The following is a 22809-nucleotide window of genomic DNA, read 5'->3' as shown; positions in this document are numbered from 1 at the left end:
TGTGGATAGAGTGTTTGTTTTTAAAGAATAATTTTGATTTTGCGCCCGATTCTTATTTTGAAGCTTGGGCCGTCTGAAAAGGATTTGGTGTTAAAATGGCACCGATTTGATTTTCAGATGACCTCTTACGAAAGAATTGACCATGAACCGTAATGAAAGCTTGTTCAACCGCGCCAAAGCCATTATTCCCGGCGGCGTGAACTCTCCTGTGCGCGCATTCGGCAGCGTCGGCGGTGTGCCACGCTTTATCAAAAAGGCAGAAGGCGCGTATGTTTGGGACGAAAACGGCACGCGTTATACCGACTATGTCGGCTCTTGGGGCCCTGCGATTGTCGGCCATGCCCACCCTGAAGTCATTGAAGCCGTGCGCGAAGCGGCATTGGGCGGTTTGTCGTTTGGTGCGCCGACTGAAGGCGAAATTGTCATTGCCGAAGAAATCGCCAAAATCATGCCGTCGGTCGAGCAGCTGCGCCTTGTCAGCTCCGGTACGGAAGCGACGATGACCGCTATCCGTCTGGCACGCGGTTTTACCGGCCGTGACAAAATCATCAAGTTTGAAGGCTGCTACCACGGCCATTCTGACAGCCTGTTGGTTAAAGCAGGCAGCGGTCTGCTGACGTTTGGCAATCCTTCTTCCGCCGGTGTACCTGCCGACTTTACCAAACACACCTTGGTACTCGAATACAACAATATCGCCCAACTGGAAGAAGCCTTTACACAAAGCGGCAATGACATTGCCTGTGTGATTTTGGAGCCATTTGTCGGCAATATGAATCTGGTTAGGCCGTCTGAAGCCTTTGTTAAAGCCTTGCGCGAATTGACCGAAAAACACGGTGCCGTATTGATTTACGACGAAGTGATGACTGGCTTCCGCGTGGCGCTGGGCGGCGCGCAATCTTTGCACGGCATCAAACCCGATTTGACCACCATGGGCAAAGTAATCGGCGGTGGCATGCCTTTGGCGGCGTTCGGCGGCCGTAAAGACATTATGGAATGTATTTCCCCGTTGGGCGGCGTGTATCAGGCAGGCACCTTGTCCGGCAATCCGATTGCGGTTGCGGCCGGTTTGAAAACGCTGGAAATCATTCAGCGCGAAGGCTTCTATGAAAACCTGACTGCCTTGACCCAACGCCTCGCCAACGGTATGGCCGACGCGGCCAAAGCGCACGGCGTTGAATTTACGGCAGACAGCGTGGGCGGCATGTTCGGTCTGTATTTTGCCAACCATACGCCGCAAAACTATGCCGACATGGCGCGTTCCAATATTGAAGGTTTCAAACATTTCTTCCATGGTATGCTCGACCGCAATGTCGCATTCGGCCCGTCAGCTTATGAAGCCGGCTTTGTTTCCGCCGCGCATACGCCCGAGCTGATTGACGAAACCATTGCTGCGGCACACGAAGTGTTCAAAGAAATGGCGAAATAAAGTTAAAGCTGTCATGTGAAAAAAGGCCGTCTGAAAAATATTCAGACGGCCTTTCGCTATTTTAAATCAATGCTTGATTATGCTTCTTCGGCTTTGCTGCGGATAATCAGTAGAGGCAGGTGGCTTTGACGCATTACGGTCTCGGCGAAGCTGCCCATCAGCAGGTGCATCAGGCCGGTGCGGCCGTGTGTGCCGAGTACCAGCAGGTCTGCGCCGTTATTGTCGGCGTAGTCAACCAAGTCTTGCGCCATTTCGCGCGCGCCTTTGTTGGCAACCAACAGGTGTTTCACGATATTTTCAACGCCGCTTTCGCGCGCTGTTTTTTCTGCGAAATCCAAAACTTCGTTGCCTTGAGCCACTGCGGCGGCTTCGTAGCTTTCGTGTTGCAGGAATTCAGGAGCCAAAGCCATGTATTCGGCAGGGTTGGCAACGTGAACCAAAGTCAGTTGGGCTTTGTTGAGGCTTGCCAGTTCGGCGGCGTGTTTCAATGCATTGAGGGAGGTCTCGCTACCGTCAACGGCTACAACTAGATGTTTGTACATATTTATTCTCCTTTTGCGCCGAGTAGCGGCACTTTCGTTTAATATGAAATCAGAACTTGTCTGAATGTGAAACGATTATAAACTCTTTCGGGCGGGTACAACAGCCCATCTGCTTTCAAGTATAATGTCTGTCCGAATCGCCTGTGGCGTTTTTCATTAATTTATTGATATATCACAAGGTTACTTATGCAGGACGCCGCTTTTCTTTCTTCGCGCCGCTTTGGCGGCATTACCAGACTTTACGGAGACGAAGCACTGGCGCGCTTTTCGCGTGCGCATGTGTGCGTGGTCGGCGTCGGCGGCGTCGGCTCGTGGGCGGTAGAGGCTTTGGCGAGGAGCGGTATCGGTCGTTTAACGCTGATTGATTTGGACAACGTTGCCGAGTCCAATGTCAACCGTCAGTTGCACGCTTTGACCGATGATTTCGGTAAGGCAAAAGTTACCGCTTTGCGCGAACGCATTGCCCAAATCAATCCGCAATGCGAAGTAACGGAAATTGAAGATTTTGTTACCGAAGACAATCTGGACGAGCTTTTCAGACGGCCTTTTGATTTTGTCATCGATGCCATTGACCAAATCCGTGTCAAAGCGGCGATGGCGGCATATTTCGTGCGACATAAACAACCGTTTATTATCAGCGGCGGCGCGGGCGGACAGAAAAATCCGGCTTTGATTCAAACCGCCGATTTGAGCCGCGTTACCCATGATCCGCTGCTTTCCAACCTACGCTACACCTTGCGCAAACGCTACGGCTTCAGCCGCGATACCAAAGAAAAAATGCGCGTGCCTTGCGTTTATTCAACCGAGAATATTACGCCGCCGCAATCCGGCGAAGCGTGTTCGACCGATGCCGCGCCGCAAGGTTTGTCCTGCGCGGGCTATGGGGCGAGTATGCTGGTAACGGCTTCGTTTGGGCTGTATTGCGCGCAGGCTGCGGTGGAGCATATCGCAGGGCGGAAGTGAGGGGTAGGGGAAGATGGTGAAGAGCCGATTTTTTAAAGCCTACTTTATCGCCAGTCTGATTTATGCGGTATGGTTCGGCGTGTTGATGTATGCCGTCGATCCGATGTTTCTCGATGTGATGGAATGCAATACGCTGCCGGGCGATTATTTGTGTGTGCAAAGCGGTTATGACCGCCCATTCACCACTTTTCTTTATCCGTTTCTGTCCGTCGTGATATTCAGCCTTTTACACGCCGGGATCATGAAATGGCGCAAACGCCGTTCGGTTAAAATGATTTGGTTTTTGGTCGGCTGCGAAAGTTTGCTGCTGTTGGCTTTGATAGTGGCGATGCTTGCGAGGGATGGTTTTGTATTGTCCCGCGATATCGGCTCAGTACTGACGGGTACGGTTTTCGCCAGTCTGCCGCTGTTGGGCATGGCCTTGGCCCAGACCTTTGCCATCGCCATTGTTTCTTTGCAAATCAATCGTAAAAAACGCTGATTTTTATATTAAAAACGGGTTGTCCCCGTTTCAGACGGCCTTTTGTTGATGAAACTTCTTACTAAACTTAAAAAGAAAAAGACTCTTTAACCATGCCTTCAGAACACCTTATCTCTTCCACTGCAGCAACGCCGTCTGAACATACCGTTGCGTGGGTGTTCGGTCAGCCTGTCACTGATGTGCCGCAGGATTTGTTTATTCCGCCTGATGCGTTGAAGGTGGTATTGAGCAGCTTCCAAGGGCCGTTGGATTTGTTGCTGTACCTCATCCGCAAGCAGAATATCGATGTCCTCGATATTCCGATGGTGAAGATTACCGAGCAGTATCTGCACTATATTGCCCAAATGGAAGCATATCAGTTTGATTTGGCGGCAGAATACCTGCTGATGGCGGCGATGTTGATTGAAATTAAATCGCGCCTGCTGTTGCCGCGTCCCGAAGAAGTTGAGGATGAAGAGGCGGATCCGCGTGCCGAGTTGGTGCGCCGTCTGTTGGCTTACGAACAGATGAAACTGGCGGCTCAGGGGTTGGATGCGTTGCCGCGTGCCGGACGTGATTTTGCTTGGGCTTATCTGCCGCTGGAAATCGCGGTCGAAGCGAAGTTGCCGGAAGTGTATGTTGCCGATTTGACGCAGGCTTGGTTGGGTATTTTGTCGCGCGCCAAGCATACGCGCAGTCATGAAGTGGTGCGGGAAACCATTTCCGTGCGCGCGCAGATGACGGCGATTTTGCGTCGCTTGAACGAAAGCGGTATCAGCAAGTTCAGCGATTTGTTTAAGCCGGATCAGGGCGCGACATATGTGGTGGTCAATTTTATTGCATTGCTGGAATTGGCTAAAGAAGGCTTGGTGCGTATCGTGCAGCCTGAAAATTATGGTGAAATCGAAATCAGCCTGAAAGACGGTTTGGAAACAAACGAAGCCAAAATGTTTTCAGACGGCCTTGAAGCCGATGAAACCGATAACGAAAATTTGAAAAAAGAGAACTAAAATGAATTCGACGACAAGTCATAACAAAGCTTCTTTATGGGCGGTGGGCTTAATGCTGTTTGCCCTGTTTTTTGGGGCGGGGAACCTGATTTTTCCTGCTTTTTTGGGACAGCAGGCCGGTGAAAACTGGCTTTCGGCCATGTTCGGCTTTCTGCTGACCGGGGCGGGTTTGCCATTATTGGGCGTGATTGCCGTCGGCTATTCCGGCTCGCGCGATGTGGAGGCATTGGCTTCCCGCGTTGCGCCTTGGTACGGCGTGACTTTTGCCACCGCACTTTATCTGGCAATCGGCCCTCTGTTTGCAATGCCGCGTACGGCGACAGTGTCTTTTGAAACCGCGATTTCCCCATTCATTGATGAATCTTGGAAAAACATTGCATTAGCCGTATTCAGCCTGGTGTTTTTCGGCATGACTTATTGGCTGTCGATTTCTCCGGGGAAGCTGGTTGACCGTATCGGTAAAATCCTCACGCCTGTTTTGTTGTTATCAATCGCGATATTGGTCGGCTATGCCGCCATTAATCCGATGGGCATGCCGCAGGCGGCGCAAGGCGATTTTGCCACTCATCCGTTGGTTAAAGGCATTTTGGAAGGCTACGGCACCATGGACGCGCTGGCTTCGCTGGTGTTTGCCATTATCGTCATCGATGCCGTTCGCGCCATGGGCGTGGACAACCGCGCGGACTTACTGAAGACCACGACGATTTCCGGTGTGTTGGCGGCTTCTTGTTTGGCAGTGGTTTACCTGTTTATCGGCTATATGGGCGCGACAGGTGTGGCCGGTATCGGCTTGCAGGAAAACGGCGCGTCGGTTTTGTCTAAAACCGCACAGCACTATTTCGGTACGGCCGGTATTGTGTTGCTTGGTGTCATGGTGTTGCTTGCCTGTCTGAGTACGGCGGTTGGCTTGATTACTTCATGCGCCGAATATTTCAACCGTCTTTACCCGGGTATTTCTTATAAAATCTTTGTGATACTGAATACGGTGGTGTCTATCCTGTTGGCCAACAAAGGCCTGTCAGCGATTTTGCAGTTTTCCATCCCTATGTTGATGCTGTTGTATCCGCTGACCATCGTCATCATTTTGTTGGCCTTGACAGATAAACTGTTTGGCGGCGGCCGTATTGTCTATTTCTGCACCATGATGGCGGCCCTTATGGTCGGCTTGCTCGATGCCTATAAGGCCGCGTTTGGATTTGATGCCGAAACCGCGGCTGCCATCGAGCGCGCATTGCCGTTTTACAATATCGGTTTAGGGTGGGTTGTTCCCTCTTTAGCCTGCTTTATACTCGGCTGCATTTTGAATGCGGCGTTGAAGAAAAAAGCATGATGATAAACAGGCCGTCTGAAATGTTCAGACGGCCTGTTTATTTCGCCGACCACGCAAACGACAGATGATTTTTTTAAAGAAATCCGTTATAATTGAAAAGTTAAGGCTTTGCGGAATACCGTTTCGCAGATGCAACATATTGAGAAGATTTATTTCCACAAATCCCGTTTTTTCAGCAAACGACTTGAACTGAAGGCGGATTTCGTGGTATAAATCGCGTTTTACTATTTTAGAAGTTTGGAGACTAACCATGGCACGAGTTTGCAAAGTGACCGGTAAGCGCCCGATGTCTGGCAATAACGTATCACACGCCAACAACAAAACCAAACGTCGTTTTTTGCCTAACTTGCAATCACGTCGTTTCTGGGTAGAAAGTGAAAACCGCTGGGTTCGCCTGCGCGTTTCTAACGCTGCATTGCGCACCATCGATAAAGTAGGCATTGATGTCGTATTGGCTGATTTGCGTGCTCGCGGCGAAGCTTAATTTAAACACCATTAATTAAGGATTACTGCAATGCGCGATAAAATCAAACTGGAGTCCAGTGCTGGTACTGGTCACTTCTACACAACTACTAAAAACAAACGTACTATGCCTGGCAAACTGGAAATCAAAAAATTTGACCCAGTAGCCCGTAAACACGTTATTTACAAAGAAACTAAATTGAAATAATCCGGTTTCTTCCAAGAAAAAGCTCCTGTTTTTCAGGAGCTTTTCTTTTTTCTCGATTGGTTTGGGAGGCTTGTTTCAAATGTGTATGCAAGATATTTTTGGATTGCTTTGGAAGAGGCAAAATACAAAGAGCGTGTATCCATTGGGATTACGCTCTTTTATTTTTCAGACGGCCTGATAGGGGATAAGCAGTCTTAAATCACTAATAAACATTCAACAATGACTTAATGATCGACTTTGATGCCTTGGTTGTCGGAATGTTGTTTTTTATCCAGCTCTTTTTGCAAGGTATCGCATGGCGTGTCGCAATCGCACATTTTCTTCATGCCGAGAGAGGAAATGCCGCCGCAGCTGCCTTTGATGGTGCGTTTGGAGAAGATATAGCCGACTGCCATGCCGAGGATGACAATGATAAAAATGCCGAAAGTAAGGAGGAGGGTTTTCATGTGTGTATTCCTGAAGGTTAGTTTAGTAATTTCTTGAATGCGCTGGACATTTTAGTATGGTAGCCGCCTTGCGGGGTCCGGATGATAAGGAAAACGGCGAGATTTTCTTGCTCAGCAAGTTTAAGTGCTTCGGTTTCTCCGAGGACGAATAAGCCGGTTGAAAGGCCGTCTGCAAGTGTGGCGTTTTCAGCGACTACGCTGATGGAAGCAAGGTTGTGGCTGATGGGTTGTTTGGTTTTAGGGTTGATGATATGGGAAAGGCGGCGGCCTGACTTATCGACATGGAAAATGCGGTAGTCGCCGGATGTGGCCAGTGATTTATTGTCCAATGGAATGGTGATTTGAGTGGCGCCGCCTTGAACGATATTGGGTTGCTCGATGCCGATACGCCAAGGGTTGCCTTGCGCATTGCGGCCTTTACCATGCAACTCGCCTCCAATTTCTACCAAATAATTGCCGATATTGAGTTTTTCAAGTTCGGCGGCGGTTTTATCCACACCAAAGCCTTTGGCAATGGAGGATAGGTCTAAATAGACTTCGGGATGGGTTTTCGCCAGTGTAGGCTGCTGTCCGTCTTGGGAAAGTTTGAGTTTGTCCGTACCGACCATTTCTGAAGCATGTTGGATTTCTTGTGCAGTCGGTTCGTGCGTGATTTCTTTTTGCGGACCGAATCCCCAAAGGTTGACCAAGGGGCCGACGGTTACGTCTAGTGCGCCGTGCGTCAGGTTGTTTAAACGCAAGGCTTCGCCGGTTACATAGGCAAAGTCTTGGGAAATGGGCATGGCCTGATTGACAGTGCGCAGCTGGTTGAATTGGCTGATTTCGGAATCGGTCTGGTAGGTAGACATTTGCCGATTGACTTCTTTAAGCGCATCATCAATGCGTTTTTGTATTTCGGCGGGGGAGGGGAGTTTGTCTTGGCCGTCTGAAAGATATTTGACAGTATAGGTCGTGCCCATGGTCTCGCCTTGCAGGGTAATGGTTTGTTGTTTTTCAGGTTGGCAGGCAGAGAGCGTGAGTGCGGAAACGATGGCAACGGTACAACCGATTATCGGACGGTAAAATGAATTTGAAAGAAACGGCATAAGGGATTTGCGGATTATTTTTTGAAGCCTTTATTGTATCGTAAAAGAAAGGTTCAGGCCGTCTGAAAGTATGGTTTTCAGACGGCCTGCCAATAAAAAAGGAAGAAACCGAAGTTTCTTCCTTTTTGTCTGTTAGCCGCCGAAATCGTCCAAAAGGATGTTTTCGTCTTCCACGCCCAAGTCTTTGAGCATTTTGATCACGGACTGGTTCATGATTGGAGGGCCGCACATGTAGAATTCGCAGTCTTCCGGTGCTTCGTGGTTTTTCAGGTGGTTTTCGTAAACCACGTTGTGAATGAAGCCTGTGTAACCGTCCCAGTTGTCTTCAGGCAATGGGTCGGACAGAGCGACGTGCCATGTGAAGTTCGGGAATTCTGCTGCGAGTTGGTCGAAGTCTTCGACATAGAACATCTCGCGTTTAGAACGTGCACCATACCAGAAGGTAATCTTACGTTTGGAGTTCAAACGTTTTAGCTGGTCGAAAATGTGGGAACGCATCGGAGCCATACCCGCACCACCGCCGATAAATACCATTTCGGCATCGGTGTCTTTGGCGAAGAATTCGCCGAACGGACCGGAAATCGTTACTTTATCACCGGGTTTAAGCGACCAGATGTAAGACGACATTTGTCCCGGAGGCGCATCAGGTACGCGCGGAGGCGGCGTGGCGATACGCACGTTCAGCATGATGATGCCTTTTTCTTCTGGATATGAAGCCATGGAGTAGGCACGCAAAATCGGCTCGTCCACTTTGGAAACGTATTGCCACAGATTGTATTTGTCCCAGTCTTCGTGGTATTCCTTAGGAATGTCGAAGTCTTTATAGGCAACAGTGTGAGGAGGGGCTTCAATTTGAATGTAGCCGCCGGCGCGGAAAGGAACTTCTTCGCCTTCTGGAATGGCAAGCTTGAGTTCTTTAATGAACGTTGCTTTGTTGTCATTCGAGATGACGGTACATTCCCATTTTTTCACGCCGAATACTTCTTCTGGTACTTCGATGTCCATGTCGGTTTTAACGTTGACCTGACAAGACAGACGGCAGCCTTCGCGCGCTTCGCGTTTGCTGATGTGGGACAACTCGGTTGGCAGAATGTCGCCACCGCCGCTTTTCACGACAACGCGGCACTGACCGCATGAGCCGCCGCCACCGCAGGCGGAAGGAACGAAGATGCCTTGGCTGGCAAGCGCACCCAGCAGTTTGCCGCCGGCAGGCATCGTCAGCTCTTTTTCGTTATTGACTTTGATGGTGATGTCGCCTTCGCTCACCAACTTGGATTTGGCAAACAGAATCATCAGTGCCAAAACCAAGACGATGAGGGTAAACATCACAATACCTAAAATAATCTCCATGCCGATTCCTTTCTTATAACTGGATGCCGGAGAACGACATAAACGCCATTGCCATCAGGCCAGCGGCGATAAAGGTAATGCCCAAGCCTTTGAGGCCTTTAGGGACATCCGAATATTTCATTTTTTCGGTAATGCCCGCCAAAGCGACAATAGCCAAAAGCCAGCCCAGACCTGCACCGAAACCGTATACAACGGACTCGCCGAAGTTGTATTCGCGTTGCGCCATAAACGATACGGCACCGAAAATCGCGCAGTTTACGGTAATCAGAGGCAGATAGATACCCAATGCGTTGTAGAGGGCAGGGACGAATTTGTCCAAGAACATTTCCAAAATTTGCACCAAAGCGGCAATCACGCCGATGAAGGTGATGAATTTCAGGAAGGTCAGATCCACGCCTTCAACCAGCGCGCCGTCTTTTAACAGCGAGTAAACAAGTTGGTTGGCAGGGACGGACAGGCCGAGTACGAAAGTTACAGCCACGCCCAAACCGAATGCAGTGGATACTTTTTTAGATACTGCCAAAAATGTACACATCCCTAAGAAGAAGGAAAGTGCCATGTTTTCCAGAAAGACGGATTTTACAAAGAGGCTTAAGTAATGTTCCATGTCTTATTTCTCCGCCTGTTCAGGTTTCCAAGTGCGCAGACCCCATACCAAGAAGCCGATGATGAAGAACGCGCTAGGGGCGAGCAAGAACAAGCCGTTGGTTTGATACCAGCCGCCATCTTGTACAGTTTGGAAAATGGTGTAGCCAAAGAGCTTGCCTGAGCCGATCAGTTCGCGGATGGTTGCGATGATGATCAACATCAGGCCGTAACCTGCACCGTTGCCGATACCGTCAACCAAGCTCTCCAAAGGAGGCTCTTTCATGGCAAATGCTTCGGCACGGCCCATCACGATACAGTTGGTAATAATCAGGCCGACGAATACGGACAGCTGTTTGGACAGCTCATAGGCAAAAGCTTGGAGCAGTTGGTCAACCAGCGTTACCAAGGAAGCAACAATCGCCATTTGCACGATAATACGGATGCTGTTGGGGATATAGTTGCGTACCAAAGAAATGAAGAAGCTGGAAAAACCGGTTACCAAAGCTACGGAAATACCCATCACGATGGCCGTCTGAAGCTTGGTGGTAACCGCCAAAGCCGAACAAATCCCTAAAACCTGCAAGGCAATCGGGTTGTTGTCGATAAAGGGTGAAAACATCAAATATTTCAAGCGTTTCATGTCAGCCATTATTGTGCTCCTGCTGATTTCAATTTGTTCAGGTAGGGGATATAGCCGTTTTCGCCGAACCAGTAGGCGAACGAACCTTGCACGCCTTTAGATGTCAGCGATGCGCCGGAGAGGGCATCTACGCCGTGTTCTTTGTCCGAACTTGCACCTTTGCCGACATGCAGGGCGAGTTTGCCTTGTTCGTCAAACAGTTTTTTGCCGACGAATTTTTGTTGCCACAACGGATTGCCGATTTCGCCGCCCAAGCCCGGGGTTTCGCCTTGGTCGTAGTAGGTGATGCCGTTGATGGTGTTGCCATCGGGTTGGATGGCGACAAAGCCGTACATAACAGACCACAAGCCGTTGCCGTGCATAGGCAGGATGATTTGGCTGACTTTGCCGTCATCGCCTTTTACCAGATAAACCTCGGTGTATTTGGCACGGCTTTTGATGCCGGCCAAATCGTCTTCGGGTTTGATTTGGATGCTTTGGGCAGGGTCTTTGCCTGCGATGCGTGCGCTGAAGTCTTTAGGCGCATCGGCGACATATTCGCCGGTTGCCAAGTCCACGACACGTTGCTCGATACGCTCGGCAAAGGTTTTGCTGATGTCGGTGTTTTTATCCATCAAACCGGCTACGCTTAAGATATAGCCTTGTTTGTCTTGGAGTTTTTGTTTCTCTTGGATAGGTTTCAAGCCGACGACCGCACCAGCAACGATGATGGAACAAATCAGGCTGACAACCAATACCACAATCAGCGTGCCGCTGAAGCTGTCTTTATCGAATTTCTTAGCCATTGCTGCGCGCCTTTCTGCGTTTGATGTTCGCTTGTGCGACGAAATAGTCGAAAATCGGGGCAAACAGGTTGGCAAACAAAATCGCCAACATCATGCCTTCGGGGTAAGCAGGGTTGACCACGCGGATCAATACGCACATTACACCGATAAGCGCGCCGTACCACCATTTGCCGACATTGGTAAAGGAAGCGGAAACAGGGTCGGTCGCCATAAACAGCATACCGATGGCGAAGCCGCCGACCACCAAGTGCCAGTACCAAGGCATGGAGAACATGGCGTTGGTGTCTGAACCGATGAAGTTAAACAGAGAAGACATGGTAATCATACCGATCATCACGCCGGCGATAATGCGCCAAGAGGCAATACGAGTGAACACGATAAACGCGCCGCCGATTAAGAGCGCCAAAGTGGATACTTCGCCGATTGAGCCGGGCACGTTACCGATAAACGCATCCATCCAAGAGATGTTTTGACCGGTTACAGCGTTTTTCAGGCCGTCTGCACCGTGTGCCGCCCATTGCGCCAAAGCAGTGGCACCGGAATAGCCGTCAACCGCAGTCCAAATGGTATCGCCGGTAATATTGGCAGGGTAGGCGAAGAACAGGAACGCACGGCCTGCAAGAGCAGGGTTCATGAAGTTTTTGCCTGTACCGCCGAATACTTCTTTCGCAACCACAACGCCGAAAGAAATACCCAAAGCCGCTTGCCACAAAGGCAGGGTGGGGGGAACGATCAAAGCAAACAGAATCGAAGTCACGAAGAAACCTTCGTTGATTTCGTGTTTGCGTACAGTGGCGAACAAGACTTCCCAGAAGCCGCCCACAACAAATACAGTCGCGTAAATCGGCAGGAAGAAAATCGCGCCGAAGAGCATTTTGCCCAACACACCCGCTTCAGACGACATATTGATGCCCAAAGCGTTGGCAAGGGCGTAATGCCAGTCGTTGGCGATATTTTGTTGCAGCAAATCAGGCGTTAACGCACCGAATGCCTGCGCGCCGACGTTGTACATGCCGTAGAACATGGCAGGGAACAAAGCCAGCCACACCAAAATCATCATGCGCTTGGAGTCGAGCGCATCGCGGACGTGGGCCGCTTTGCGCGTTACCGCGCCGGATGTATAGAAAATCGTCGCCGCAGCTTCGTAGAGGGCATACCATTTTTCATGTTTGCCGCCCGGCAGGAAGTGCGGTTCGATTTTTTCAAGAAAATGTTTCAAGCCCATAATCAGCCTTCCTTCTCAATGGTTTCCAGCACCTTGCGCAACAGCGGGCCGTATTCGTATTTGCCCGGGCAGACGAAGCTGCACAAAGCGAGGTCTTCTTCGTCCAATTCCAAGCAACCCAGTGCCTGAGCGCTGTCGGTATCGCCGACGATTAAATCGCGCAAGAGCAGGGTAGGCAGGATATCCAACGGCATCACGCGCTCGTAAGTGCCGATCGGTACCATCGCGCGGTCGCCGCCGTTGACGGCTGTGTTGAACTTGAAGAGTTTGTTTTTCAGGAAATGGCCGAGAGTTGTGCGCGTGATGGAGTATTTGTCCGGTTGTGGCGCAACCCAGCCGAACAGCTCTTTGCTGCGGCCTTCTTCGATAACGGAAATCTGATTGTGGTAGCGGCCGAGGTAATCGTGCGCGCCTTGTGCAATCGCGCCGTTCAATACTGAGCCGGAAATCACGCGGTTGTCTGCATCAACCAATTCGCCCGCAGTAATTTGCGATACTTTCGCACCCAAAACGGTACGCAAGAGGCGTGGTTTGTTGACTTGAGAGCCACCCAAGGCAATCACGCGCTCGGTGTTCAGACGGCCTGTTGCAAACAAACGGCCAATGGCAATCACATCTTGATAATTGATGGTCCAAACGGTTTTGTTCGCACCGACTGGCTCGATGAAATGAATGTGCGTGCCACTCAAACCGGCAGGGTGCGGACCGCCAAATTCATGTGTTTCGATGTTGGCAGCGTTTTCAGACGGCACATCTGCGCCGGCTGCTTTACACACATGGATTTTACGCTCGGTCAGGCGGCTTAATACCAACAGGCCGCGTTTGAAGTCTTCGGCGGCTTCTTTGATGATGACCGTAGGATCGGCAGCCAGCGGATTGGTGTCCATCGCATTGACGAAGATGGCGAACGGCTCGGCATCGACGGCAGGAATTTTGCTGAACGGACGGGTACGCAGCGCAGTCCACAAACCGGATTGAATCAGGTTGCGGCGCACTTCTTCGCTGCTCAATTTTGCCAGCGCTTCAGGTGCGTAGCGTTCGAACTCGATTTCGTCGTTGCCTTCAACGGCAATCACGACTGACTGAAGTACGCGCTTTTCGCCACGGTGAATAGCGGCGATTTTGCCTGAAGCCGGAGCAGTAAATACTACGCCCGGATTCTTTTTGTCTTCAAACAGCACTTGGCCTTTTTTGACGGCTTCGCCTTCCTTGATTTTCATCGAGGGGCGCATGCCGACATATTCTTCGCCAAGCAACGCGACTTCGGTAATGGCCGGGCCGTCATAAATGACTTGCTCCGGTCTGCCTGCGATAGGCAGGTCTAAGCCTTTTTTTATCTTAATCATAAGGATGCGTTACTTTTTGGTGGGTTGAGATTCGGATGTCGGATTGTTTTTTCAGACGGCATGTAATGCTTTGAAACAAAGGATGGGCCGTCTGAAAAAAGCAGAGGTTTGCTATAAAAACAACGAATAAACGCAAACAACAAAGCTTTAGATTTTATCAGGTATAGGCTGTTTTATGTCAGTTTTACGCTTATTTTTACGGGAAAAGTGGGAAAAAAGTAGGAATATGTAATCGAGTGTTAAGAGAAATAATTTTTAACTGATTGATATTTAAACGCTATGTTTGATGATATAGCTGAAAATAAAAGGCCGTCTGAATTTCAGACGGCCTCTAAGTTTAAAAGAGCTGCCAAACGAAGAAAATCATCGTATGCAGGGCAAACAGCGGTACCAATACAATCACCGACCATGCCATATAGCCGAAGAAGGAAGGCATCGGTACGCCGCGTTGTTCGGCAATGGCTTTGACCATGAAGTTCGGCGCATTACCGATATAAGTGAGCGCGCCCATAAATACGGAACCCATGGATACTGCCAGCAGTGAATGGAACAGGTGGCCTGTCATCAAGGCTTGGGCGTCGCCACCGGCCATATTGAAGAACACCAAATAAGTCGGCGCGTTATCCAAGAATGCCGACAAAATGCCGCTCATCCAGAAATACATCACATTAATCGGATTGCCTGCCGCGTCGTGAACCAAAGAAACAACAGAAGCCAATGCGCCTGTTTCACCAGCTTTCAAAATCGCCAAGACGGGGGAAATGGTAATGAAAATACCCAAAAACAGTTTGCCCACTTCGGCAATCGGCTCGAAGTTGAACTCATTGCCTGCGCGGACCTGTTTGGGCGTAATAATCCAAGATACGGCGGTCAAAGCCAGCAAAATGCCATCGCGCATCAGGTTTTGCAAGGCATAATGGCTGCCCAAGATTTCAAAGCCCGGATGATTTGGTTTCCACAAGCCGGACAATAAAACCGCGCCGACAACACCGGCCAGCAACAGGAAATTCCATTTGCCGTAAATTTTGACTTTTTCTTCTTTATCGGAAGGAGCAGGAGCAAGGTGTTCGCTTTGTTCACGCTTGAAGTGTCGGCTGTCGATGATGTAGAAAACAGCCAGCAAAACCACAGAACTGATCAATACAGGCATCAGCATGTGTTTGACCGTCCACATGAAATCTACGCCTTTCAGGAATCCTAAGAACAGCGGAGGATCGCCTAAAGGAGTCAGACCGCCGCCGATATTCGCCACCAAGAAAATGAAGAAAATCACGATGTGAACGCGGTAGTGGCGTTTATGGTTGGCTTTCAAAAGCGGACGAATCATCAACATCGCCGCGCCTGTCGTCCCCATGATGGACGACAAAGCCGTGCCGACTGCCAACAGGGTTGTGTTCAATTTAGGCGAACCATGCAAGTCGCCGCTGACAAAAATACCGCCTGAAATGGTATAGAGCGCCAAAAGCAGCAGGATAAAGGGGATATATTCTTCAACCAACGCATGGGCAACGGTATGCACGCCTGCTCCGAAACCAAAGGTTACGATAAACGGCGTTAAAAACAGCAGCGTCCAAAACGCCGTAATTTTGCCGAAGTGGTGGTGCCAAGTATGGGAGAAGAACAGAGGTCCGAGTGCAATGGACAAGAGAATCAGTGCAAACGGCAGACCCCAAAGCAGGCTTGCGGATGAGCCGTCAAAATCGGATGCCGCAGCAGGAAAGGCGGCAAGAAGCAGTAAAAATGAGAGAGAGCGCATAGTATTTCCTTTTTATTCTGTTGCGCCGTGAGGAACTTCGTTGAGAAAGCACGGCGGTGAAATATTCAGGCCGTCTGAAAATATCCAGACGAACTGCGCGGTGGTGTCAGGGGAAAGTATAACGCAAAGCAAGTGTTAAGGGATGGTTTAGAATGTTGGAATCAAAAGAAATGTTGATGCAAATAAAGAAATAAAAGCGATGAGCGTAGTTGGAAGTAGTAAAAAAATGTTTTTTAAACAGTAATTTAAAATATCGAAAATAATACTATCGAAAAAATGCTTTGAATTAATTTTAGCTAAAATTTACATTTGATTAAATAAATGGAGGCCGTCTGAAAAATGAGGGTCGAATAGGGTGTTTGGGTTCTTACTGATTGTTTTGATGGATAAATTGGGTATGAAAATAAAGAAACAGGTAAGCGAAAATGCCCACCTGTTTTATTTTATGCTTCCGGCCGTAACCACATCCACACCGCCACGCAGCTACAGAAGACTGATGATACGGCACCAATCCACCAGCGTTCTGGAAATTGCCAAAACATAAACAGGCAAGAAAGGGCCATCATGCCGATAGCGAAGAACTTTGCCTTGCGTGGCACGGCGCCGTTGTTTTCCCAGTTTTGTATGATGGGGCCGAAATGGCGGTGATGATACAGCCAATTGTGAAAGCGCGGCGAAGCCTTTGCCCAGCAGGCGGCGGTCAATAAAATGAAAGGCGTAGTCGGCAGTAATGGCAGGAAAATGCCGATAATGCCCAAGACAAGAGACAATGCGCCGCAAAAAATCAATAAATAGCGAACCATATTCCCGTCACCAATTATTTGTTTTCAGACGGCTTGTGATGCGGAAATGGACAACGCGGAATGTCTAATTTATCCCAGCCCTCATGTCCCATTTTTTCCAGCAGCGCGATATTGCGGTCGAAAATTGCCGAGGCATTGGGAAATGCTTCAGCCGCTTTGGCAATACTGTCTTCACGAATAAGATGTAAGGTCGGATAGGGCGAGCGGTTGGTGTAGTTGCTGATGTCGTCGGCTTCCGTGCCTTCAAATTGAAAATCGGGATGGAACGGCGCAATTTGGATAATACCTTCCAATTCGTTTTCTACAACCGCATCATCCGCAATTTCCAGCATTTGGTTGAAGGTTTCAAAATCAGGGAACAGCGTTGGATGAACCAGTAAAGTGGTTTCCAATTCCGAAGCGGGCGTATTGCCCAGAAGCTGCAATTCACGATCTAAGTCTTCAAGGAAACCGTCCAAATGATGGGCTTCGCTGACAACGATGCGAACCAGGTTTTTAACGTGCGGCGCTTTGGCAAACGGGCAGAGATTCAGCCCGATAACGGCTTTTTCCAGCCATTGTTTGGTATGTTCTGAAACAGTATCGATATCGAGATGGGTGGTGTCTGTCATAGTAAAAGCTTATGTGAATTATTCTTAAAAAGTATACAAGTGTATGGACGTGAAAGCAAACCATTGGAATTTAAAAGGCCGTCTGAACAACAGACGGCCTTTATCAGTTTCAAATCATCAATCCTGAACCAAATGAACCAAAGGCAGAGCAGTCGTGTTTTTAATTTCTTTCAACACAAAACTTGATTGCGCATCTTGCACGCCGTGGTGCGAAAGCAGCGTGTCCAAAACAAAATGGGAAAACGCGTTCATATCGGTAAAAAAGGCATGGAGCAGATAGTCGGTTTCGCCTGTTAAAGCAAAGCAGCTCAATACTTCCGGCCAAGCGCGGACAGATTCGGAAAAATCCTCGCGTGCATCTTTTGCCTTGCTAATCGATACACGGATAAAAGCCTGCAAACCCAAGCCCAAAGATACGGGAGAAAGCTGGGCGGCGTATTTTTGAATAATGCCCGCATCTTCAAGCTGTTTGAGACGGCGCAGGCAGGGAGAAGGGGAGAGCGCCACCTTTTCAGAAAGCTCAACATTGCTCAACCGCCCATTTTCCTGCAAAACCTGCAGAATCTTTAAATCCGTTTTGTCCAAGTTTAGATGAGGCATGATGGTTCTCCCAGCGTAGATAATGTATGTTTTGAAAATGAAAAATGCTTAAAAATAAAGACTTGCATGGTTAAATTATATATTGAGTTCAGATGTGCGACAAATTGTCTTATCAGGGGTGTTGCGAATTTGTTTTATGTAGTTGTGAAAAGATGAAGGCCGTCTGAAACTAATCAAGATCAAAGTTTTATGTCATATTAGGATTGGATATAAAGAGGCCGTCTGAAAACGATTTCAGACGGCATTTATTTTCGTAATGTGATCATTCAGGCTCTTAAGGACCTTGTTTTGGAGAGTTTTGTTCTTTTGGTTTGTTCGCTTTCCGCGTTTGTATTTGGCTTTGTTTGGGTGTTTTCTTTGCAATGTATTTTTGTGTTTTTCTTAGGGTATATGCTTGGTTCTTATCCGTGTGAGTTGTCACGGCACATGGCGGGAACCATCATCGGATCCAGCGTTCCGCCGCATTGCCAGTTGAGCAACCAAGTCGAATCGTTATTATTTCGATAAGGGGTCAGGGTCAGGACTTTTCCTTTGTTTTGCCCTTTATCGAAAGGAATACTGATTTTGCCTGTATCTGCTTCTACCGTTACACCACCGTTTTGGATGTATGTGCCGCCGATGCGTTGAGCGGTAACACCGATTGTGCCTTGTTTGCTGACATCCTCTGCATTTGGCAGGCGGTTATTTACTGCAGAAGCGATGCTGATTTCGGTTTTCAGGTCATCGGCAAGGTATAGTGCTTCGGAGGCTTGCGCCCTACCGGTATAGTTTTGATAAGTGGGTATGGCGACAACAACCAGAATACCGAGGATGGCGATAACTATCATCAGCTCAATCAGGGTAAAACCTTTTTGGGCTTGAAATGGGGTATTCATTTGAGCGTATCGTTTTTAAGTTTTTTATTTTTATAAAGCAAATCCCATAACCGCGTTATGGGATTTGCTTTTATTCAGGCTGCAATACCAATATTAGCGGCAGTTAGCAGGAACGTGTTTAGCTTCGCTGTCTTTAAATTTACATGTCCAAGTAATTGGAGACTCAGAGTTTGCTTGAGCAGGAGTCAGAGTCAGTACAGGCTGTTTAGTCGCACCTGTATTTTGAGTAGTAACTGTGATTATGCCAGAGCCTGGTGTAATAGCAATGCTCTTAACATAGCTAGTACCTTTTTGTGGGAAAGTGTAACCAGTATTGGTGGCAGTAATTGCTTTCAGGCCACCCAAAGCAGAAGCAGTTTCTGCTACAGCCAATTTTGCAGGCTCGGCTAAGCTCAAGCCTTCAGATACTTTGGCGCGGATGGTGTAGTCTTGGTATGCAGGCAGAGCGATTACGGCCAAGATGCCCAAGATGGCGATGACGATCATCAATTCGATCAGGGTAAAACCTTTTTGGATTGCTTTCATTGTTTAAAACTCCAGTTTGAAAGTGTGAATAATTGTGTTTAAGTAAAAAGTCCGTAATGTGCTTGGCACTATGTATTATGAGTAAACCATAAGTAAGAAGGAATATACAGCTTCCGTCGGGCTTGCTGCTTTGAGGCTTGGGCCTTATCGGATGTGTTGTTACAAGCAGTCTGTGTGCCAAGTGCGCAAAATTGATTAAAAATTTTATTTTTTATTTTTTATTCATTGTTTTTATTTGGTTTATTTTTTAATTTTTAAGTTTTATGAGGTTTTGTTTGAAAGTTTCAGGATTTTAGGGAATTTGGGTGGTTGACGTTTTTTGTCAGTTTTGTGTTTTTTGTGACAGGGAAAGGAGGCAAGTTTGGGTGTGTGACGTTTTTTGTCAGAAATTAAGCTTGTTCAATAATATGTTAATTGGTTTAGATGGGCGGTGATTTTTTGGATTAATCGGTAGGTTTAATATTTTGTGATTTTATTTTTTTGTTTTTTATAGGTTTTATTTTGTATACGTATTTTGTTTGAATATGGATGAGGAAAAGATTTGGAAGGAAGGATTTTTAACGAGGGTTTGGTATAATAGGTGGATGAAAATTTGTTATTAGAATTATATTCATTTGGATTATGATTTTAGAATGTAGTTTTATGTCAGAGCAATGGTCTGTTTTGAATTTTAAAGTTTTGGATTTCTTGAGTGTTTTAAAAGAGTATATTCAGGATGTTTATATTTTTGGGTGTGATTAGGGTGAGCAAAAAATGCTCACCCTATGTTTTTAAGATGTTCAGACGGCCTTTATGGGGTTAAGACTTCGACCAATGCCTGCTTTAGGGTGTTTTGGATTTGCGGGTCTTGTAGGGATGGGCTGTAGGTGATGAAGCTATCCTCAATACGCTGATCCAAGGTGGTGATTTTGGCGTAGCGCAGGCTGATGTTGTGTGCGAAGAAGGTCTCGGCGATGTCGGCGAGGAGGTGGGGGCGGTTGACGGCGGTGATGTCTATGGTGTGCCAGCCGGGATAATCTTCTTCGGGGGTGATGATTACGGTAGGTGGAATGGGGATGTGGCGGATGCGGCGGCTGATGTGCGGGCGGCCGCTTTGTTTTTGGACGGTGGTATTGCCGTGGATGAAGCTGTTGAGTTCGGCTTCGAGTGCGCTTTGGCGGTCGGGATATTCTTCGGGCGGGAGATTGTCGGGAAGTTGGAGAATAAAGGTGTCAAGGATGTAGTCGTGCTCGGTAATAAAGGCACGGGCGGCTTGGATGTCGAAGCGGTGGCTGCTGAAAATGCGGCAGAGGCGTGCGAAGAGGCGGTCGCCATTGGGCATGAACACCATGACTTGAAGGCTGTTGCTTTGGGGAAGGATGCGGCTGCGGACGGCCGGACTTTGGGTGTCGTAGGCGAGGTTTGCGGTGTGCCAGAGGATTTCCCGCGTTTGATGGCGGACGTAGTATGCGCTGCCGAGGATGCGGCGGAGTTTTTGTTGGTTTTTGAGGGGAACGGCCGCATGCGTGAGCTGATCGGTCGAGGCTTGTTCGCGTCGGTTGGGGAGGCGTTCGGGATCGTGGTGTTTGCTGTTTAAAACGGCGGCGGTGCTGTGGTAGAGGGTTTGGAGCAGGCTGGCGCGCCATGTGTTCCAAAGTTTGGGGTTGGTGCCGCGGATGTCGGCAATGGTAAGCAGGTAGAGTGCGTCGAGGTATTCGCGTGTAGGAATACGGCGGCAGAAGGCTTGGAGGACATGGGGATCTTGGATGTCTTCTTTTTGGGCAACGGTGGACATGAGCAGGTGGTTTTCAACCAGCCATGCGAGGAGGTGGCTTTCTTCTTCGGTGTAGTAGTGGTTGGCGGCGAATTGTTGTGCGTCTTTGATGCCTTCTTTGGCGTGATCGCCGCCACGGCCTTTGGCGATGTCGTGCAACAGGGCGGCGGTGTAGAGGACATGTGGTCGTGGGTAGGCCTGCATGATGGCGCTGGCCTCGGGCATTTCGTGGCTATGGGTTTCGATGGCGAGACGGCGCATATTGCGGACGACGGTCAGGATGTGGTCGTCTACGGGGTAAATATGGAAGAGGTCGTGTTGGAGCAGGCCGGTGATTTTTTCCCATGCGGGGAGATAGCGGCCAAGTACGCCGTAGAGGTTGAGAAAACGGAGGGTTTGGGTAAGGCCGGTGCCGTGTTTGAAGAATTGGATAAAGCGGCGGCGGTTTTCTGGATTTTGGGTAAAACGGGTGTTGATTTTTCGTGTGGCCGCCCACCATGCGCGCAGGGTTTGCGGCTCGATGGTGGTGATGTTTTGCTCCTGCATGGTTTGAATAATGGTGAAGATGTGTTCGGGATTTTGTTCGAACAGGGCAAGGTCGTTGGTGGCAATTTGGTGGCCGATGCGTTTGTAGTGGCTGTCGATGGGGTGGATATGTTGGGGATGGCTGGAGGTTTGATGGTTTTTGAGAACCGGAATAAGGATGCCGTTGAGTTGTTTGATGGCTTTGGTGGCTCGGTAGAAGGTGTGCATCAGGGCTTCGCTTCTGCCGCGGATGTCGGGTTGGGGATAGCCTAAGCTTTCGGCGACTTGGGACTGGTAGTCGAAAAGCAGTCTGTCTTCGGGGCGGTCGGCGGTAAGGTGGAGGTGAATGCGGATGTTGGCGAGACGGCGGTAGCCATGAGCCAGCATGCCGGCTTCAGTGCGTGTGAGGACGCCTGCGGTAACGAGGGCAGTGGGGTTGCTGTCTATGCCTTGTGCTTTGGCTGTCCAGATAAGGGTATGGATGTCGCGCAGGCCGCCGGGGCAGGTTTTGATGTTGGGTTCGAGTTGTGCGCCTGTGCCTTGGGATTTGGTATGGCGTTGCTCCATTTCGAGGAGTTTGGCTTCGATAAAGGCGGCTGTGTCGCGACGTGTGTTGAGTTTGTTTAGAAGTTGGGCGGTAAGGTCGGCATTGCCTTGTAGGTGGCGTGCTTCAAGAAAGGCGGTTTCGCCGGTAATGTCGTTTTGGGTACTTTGGAGTATTTCTTCTATGCTGCCGCTTTTGATGGCGGGATTGAGGCGTGCGTCCCAAAGGGTTTGGATAAATTGGGCGGTTTGTTGTTGCAGGCCGTCTGAAAATGGGGCCGAGGAAATAATCGCTAAGTCCCAGTCAGAATGGGGGTAGAGTTCGCAACGCCCGAAGCCGCCGATGGCAATGAGACTGATGTCGTCGCTGTCGGGAAAGTGGATTTGCCAGAGGGTTTGCAGCAGGGTTTCGGCAGCGGCGATATGGTCGCGGAAGTAAACGGTAGGGCGGTTGTTTTGGCGGTAGGCGGTTTCTGCTGCTGCTTTTTGCTGCTGGTAGGTTTGGATGGCTTGTTGGGCGGCGGTCATAATGATATCTGGCTGTGAACTAGGCTTGGGTGTCGGCAGGCTCGGTCATTTGGCGGAGCATCTCTTGCGGCGGAAGAAGGAGTTTGTAAGGGGCGATTTTGAGTGCGGATGCGATTTTTTCGATGTTGGAAAGGGCGATGTTCCAGCGTTTGCGCTCGACGGCGGAGACGTAGGTGCGGTCAAGTCCGCATTGGCGCGCCAGTTCTTCTTGCGACCAGCCGTGATTAACGCGGTAGAGGCGCATGTTGTAAGCGATAACGGCACGGAGGTCTTGCGGATCGGGCAGGCTTGGAGGGGGAGTGAGTTTGTTGACCATGGTATTTTGAGTTTGTGGTTTGAACGATAAGGAGATTTTATACTATTTTTGTGAGGGGAAAGGAAAGGCCGTCTGAAAGTTTTCAGACGGCCTGAGACCTTTGCAAAA

Annotated in this window: 24 protein-coding genes; 7 read left to right on the top strand and 17 right to left on the bottom strand. The window is 49.1% G+C overall.

Features of this window, described 5'->3' with window-relative positions; genetic code table 11:
- Positions 1-142 precede the first annotated feature (142 nt).
- On the top strand, positions 143-1426 hold the full coding sequence (hemL, locus tag HMPREF3047_RS08985) for a glutamate-1-semialdehyde 2,1-aminomutase (RefSeq protein WP_070713517.1): 1284 nt from the start codon (positions 143-145) through the stop codon (positions 1424-1426).
- A gap of 77 nt (positions 1427-1503) precedes the next feature.
- Here the strand turns inward: hemL and HMPREF3047_RS08980 are convergent, their stop codons facing one another.
- The gene (locus HMPREF3047_RS08980; protein WP_003680896.1) at positions 1504-1968 is read right to left on the bottom strand and encodes a universal stress protein; all 465 of its coding nucleotides are present in this window, start codon (positions 1966-1968) and stop codon (positions 1504-1506) included.
- A 186-nt stretch (positions 1969-2154) separates the two neighbouring features.
- Here HMPREF3047_RS08980 and HMPREF3047_RS08975 point away from each other — a divergent pair, with 186 nt between their 5' ends.
- The 6 genes from HMPREF3047_RS08975 to rpmG all read left to right on the top strand — a co-directional run bounded on the left by HMPREF3047_RS08975 (position 2155) and on the right by rpmG (position 6401).
- Entirely contained in the window at positions 2155-2931 is a 777-nt protein-coding gene (locus tag HMPREF3047_RS08975; RefSeq protein WP_070713512.1) for a tRNA threonylcarbamoyladenosine dehydratase, read from the top strand.
- A 13-nt stretch (positions 2932-2944) separates the two neighbouring features.
- The gene (locus HMPREF3047_RS08970) at positions 2945-3412 is read left to right on the top strand and encodes a hypothetical protein (RefSeq protein ID WP_070713509.1); all 468 of its coding nucleotides are present in this window, start codon (positions 2945-2947) and stop codon (positions 3410-3412) included.
- Between the two features lie 92 nt (positions 3413-3504).
- The gene (locus HMPREF3047_RS08965) at positions 3505-4401 is read left to right on the top strand and encodes a segregation and condensation protein A (protein ID WP_070713506.1); all 897 of its coding nucleotides are present in this window, start codon (positions 3505-3507) and stop codon (positions 4399-4401) included.
- Between the two features lies 1 nt (position 4402).
- Positions 4403-5731 carry a branched-chain amino acid transport system II carrier protein gene (gene brnQ, locus HMPREF3047_RS08960; RefSeq protein WP_070713505.1) on the top strand — a complete coding sequence of 443 codons (1329 nt, stop codon included), beginning with the start codon at positions 4403-4405 and terminating at the stop codon, positions 5729-5731.
- A 250-nt stretch (positions 5732-5981) separates the two neighbouring features.
- Positions 5982-6215, top strand: coding sequence for a 50S ribosomal protein L28 (gene rpmB, locus HMPREF3047_RS08950; protein ID WP_002216391.1), 234 nt, complete (start codon positions 5982-5984; stop codon positions 6213-6215).
- Between the two features lie 30 nt (positions 6216-6245).
- Entirely contained in the window at positions 6246-6401 is a 156-nt protein-coding gene (gene rpmG / locus HMPREF3047_RS08945; RefSeq protein ID WP_003684373.1) for a 50S ribosomal protein L33, read from the top strand.
- Positions 6402-6625: 224 nt separating this feature from the next.
- On the opposite strand, the gene nqrM is transcribed toward rpmG, so the two are convergent.
- The 16 genes from nqrM to HMPREF3047_RS08865 form a co-directional block, all read right to left on the bottom strand.
- Positions 6626-6847, bottom strand: coding sequence for a (Na+)-NQR maturation NqrM (nqrM, locus tag HMPREF3047_RS08940; protein WP_003680888.1), 222 nt, complete (start codon positions 6845-6847; stop codon positions 6626-6628).
- Positions 6848-6864: 17 nt separating this feature from the next.
- Positions 6865-7932, bottom strand: coding sequence for an FAD:protein FMN transferase (locus HMPREF3047_RS08935; protein WP_083297198.1), 1068 nt, complete (start codon positions 7930-7932; stop codon positions 6865-6867).
- A 132-nt stretch (positions 7933-8064) separates the two neighbouring features.
- Positions 8065-9282 carry an NADH:ubiquinone reductase (Na(+)-transporting) subunit F gene (gene nqrF / locus HMPREF3047_RS08930; protein ID WP_004519569.1) on the bottom strand — a complete coding sequence of 406 codons (1218 nt, stop codon included), beginning with the start codon at positions 9280-9282 and terminating at the stop codon, positions 8065-8067.
- A gap of 13 nt (positions 9283-9295) precedes the next feature.
- Positions 9296-9889, bottom strand: coding sequence for an NADH:ubiquinone reductase (Na(+)-transporting) subunit E (gene nqrE / locus HMPREF3047_RS08925; protein WP_003684365.1), 594 nt, complete (start codon positions 9887-9889; stop codon positions 9296-9298).
- Positions 9890-9892: 3 nt separating this feature from the next.
- Positions 9893-10519 (bottom strand): NADH:ubiquinone reductase (Na(+)-transporting) subunit D, encoded by a 627-nt coding sequence (locus HMPREF3047_RS08920; protein WP_070713501.1) that lies wholly within the window; start codon positions 10517-10519, stop codon positions 9893-9895.
- A complete protein-coding gene (locus HMPREF3047_RS08915; protein ID WP_070713499.1) occupies positions 10519-11295 on the bottom strand; it encodes a Na(+)-translocating NADH-quinone reductase subunit C in 777 nt (258 codons plus the stop codon). The genes HMPREF3047_RS08920 and HMPREF3047_RS08915 overlap by 1 nt, the downstream gene beginning before the upstream one ends.
- On the bottom strand, positions 11288-12520 hold the full coding sequence (locus HMPREF3047_RS08910) for an NADH:ubiquinone reductase (Na(+)-transporting) subunit B (protein ID WP_070713498.1): 1233 nt from the start codon (positions 12518-12520) through the stop codon (positions 11288-11290). Before HMPREF3047_RS08910 ends, HMPREF3047_RS08915 begins: the two co-directional genes overlap by 8 nt.
- Positions 12521-12522: 2 nt before the next feature.
- A complete protein-coding gene (locus HMPREF3047_RS08905; RefSeq protein ID WP_070615826.1) occupies positions 12523-13866 on the bottom strand; it encodes a Na(+)-translocating NADH-quinone reductase subunit A in 1344 nt (447 codons plus the stop codon).
- Between the two features lie 337 nt (positions 13867-14203).
- Positions 14204-15622, bottom strand: a complete 1419-nt coding sequence (locus HMPREF3047_RS08900; RefSeq protein ID WP_070713495.1) for a sodium:proton antiporter — start codon at positions 15620-15622, stop codon at positions 14204-14206.
- Between the two features lie 443 nt (positions 15623-16065).
- Complete coding sequence (locus HMPREF3047_RS08895) at positions 16066-16425, bottom strand: YbaN family protein (protein ID WP_070632654.1); 360 nt, start codon at positions 16423-16425, stop codon at positions 16066-16068.
- 14 nt (positions 16426-16439) lie between these two features.
- Entirely contained in the window at positions 16440-17036 is a 597-nt protein-coding gene (locus tag HMPREF3047_RS08890) for a DUF1415 domain-containing protein (protein WP_070713493.1), read from the bottom strand.
- Positions 17037-17153: 117 nt separating this feature from the next.
- The gene (locus HMPREF3047_RS08885; RefSeq protein ID WP_003684427.1) at positions 17154-17636 is read right to left on the bottom strand and encodes an Lrp/AsnC family transcriptional regulator; all 483 of its coding nucleotides are present in this window, start codon (positions 17634-17636) and stop codon (positions 17154-17156) included.
- 401 nt (positions 17637-18037) lie between these two features.
- On the bottom strand, positions 18038-18511 hold the full coding sequence (locus HMPREF3047_RS08880) for a pilin (RefSeq protein WP_070713485.1): 474 nt from the start codon (positions 18509-18511) through the stop codon (positions 18038-18040).
- Between the two features lie 93 nt (positions 18512-18604).
- A complete protein-coding gene (locus HMPREF3047_RS08875; protein ID WP_070713483.1) occupies positions 18605-19036 on the bottom strand; it encodes a pilin in 432 nt (143 codons plus the stop codon).
- 790 nt (positions 19037-19826) lie between these two features.
- Entirely contained in the window at positions 19827-22385 is a 2559-nt protein-coding gene (gene glnD, locus HMPREF3047_RS08870) for a [protein-PII] uridylyltransferase (RefSeq protein ID WP_070713479.1), read from the bottom strand.
- Between the two features lie 19 nt (positions 22386-22404).
- Complete coding sequence (locus HMPREF3047_RS08865; RefSeq protein WP_003680870.1) at positions 22405-22701, bottom strand: helix-turn-helix domain-containing protein; 297 nt, start codon at positions 22699-22701, stop codon at positions 22405-22407.
- Positions 22702-22809: the final 108 nt, after the last annotated feature.

Source organism: Neisseria sp. HMSC075C10 (assembly GCF_001815615.1).
In the GTDB taxonomy this organism is placed as follows: Bacteria; Pseudomonadota; Gammaproteobacteria; order Burkholderiales; family Neisseriaceae; genus Neisseria; species Neisseria subflava_A.
Note: the sequence above shows the minus strand (reverse complement) of the source record. Positions and strands in the feature narration are given on the sequence as shown.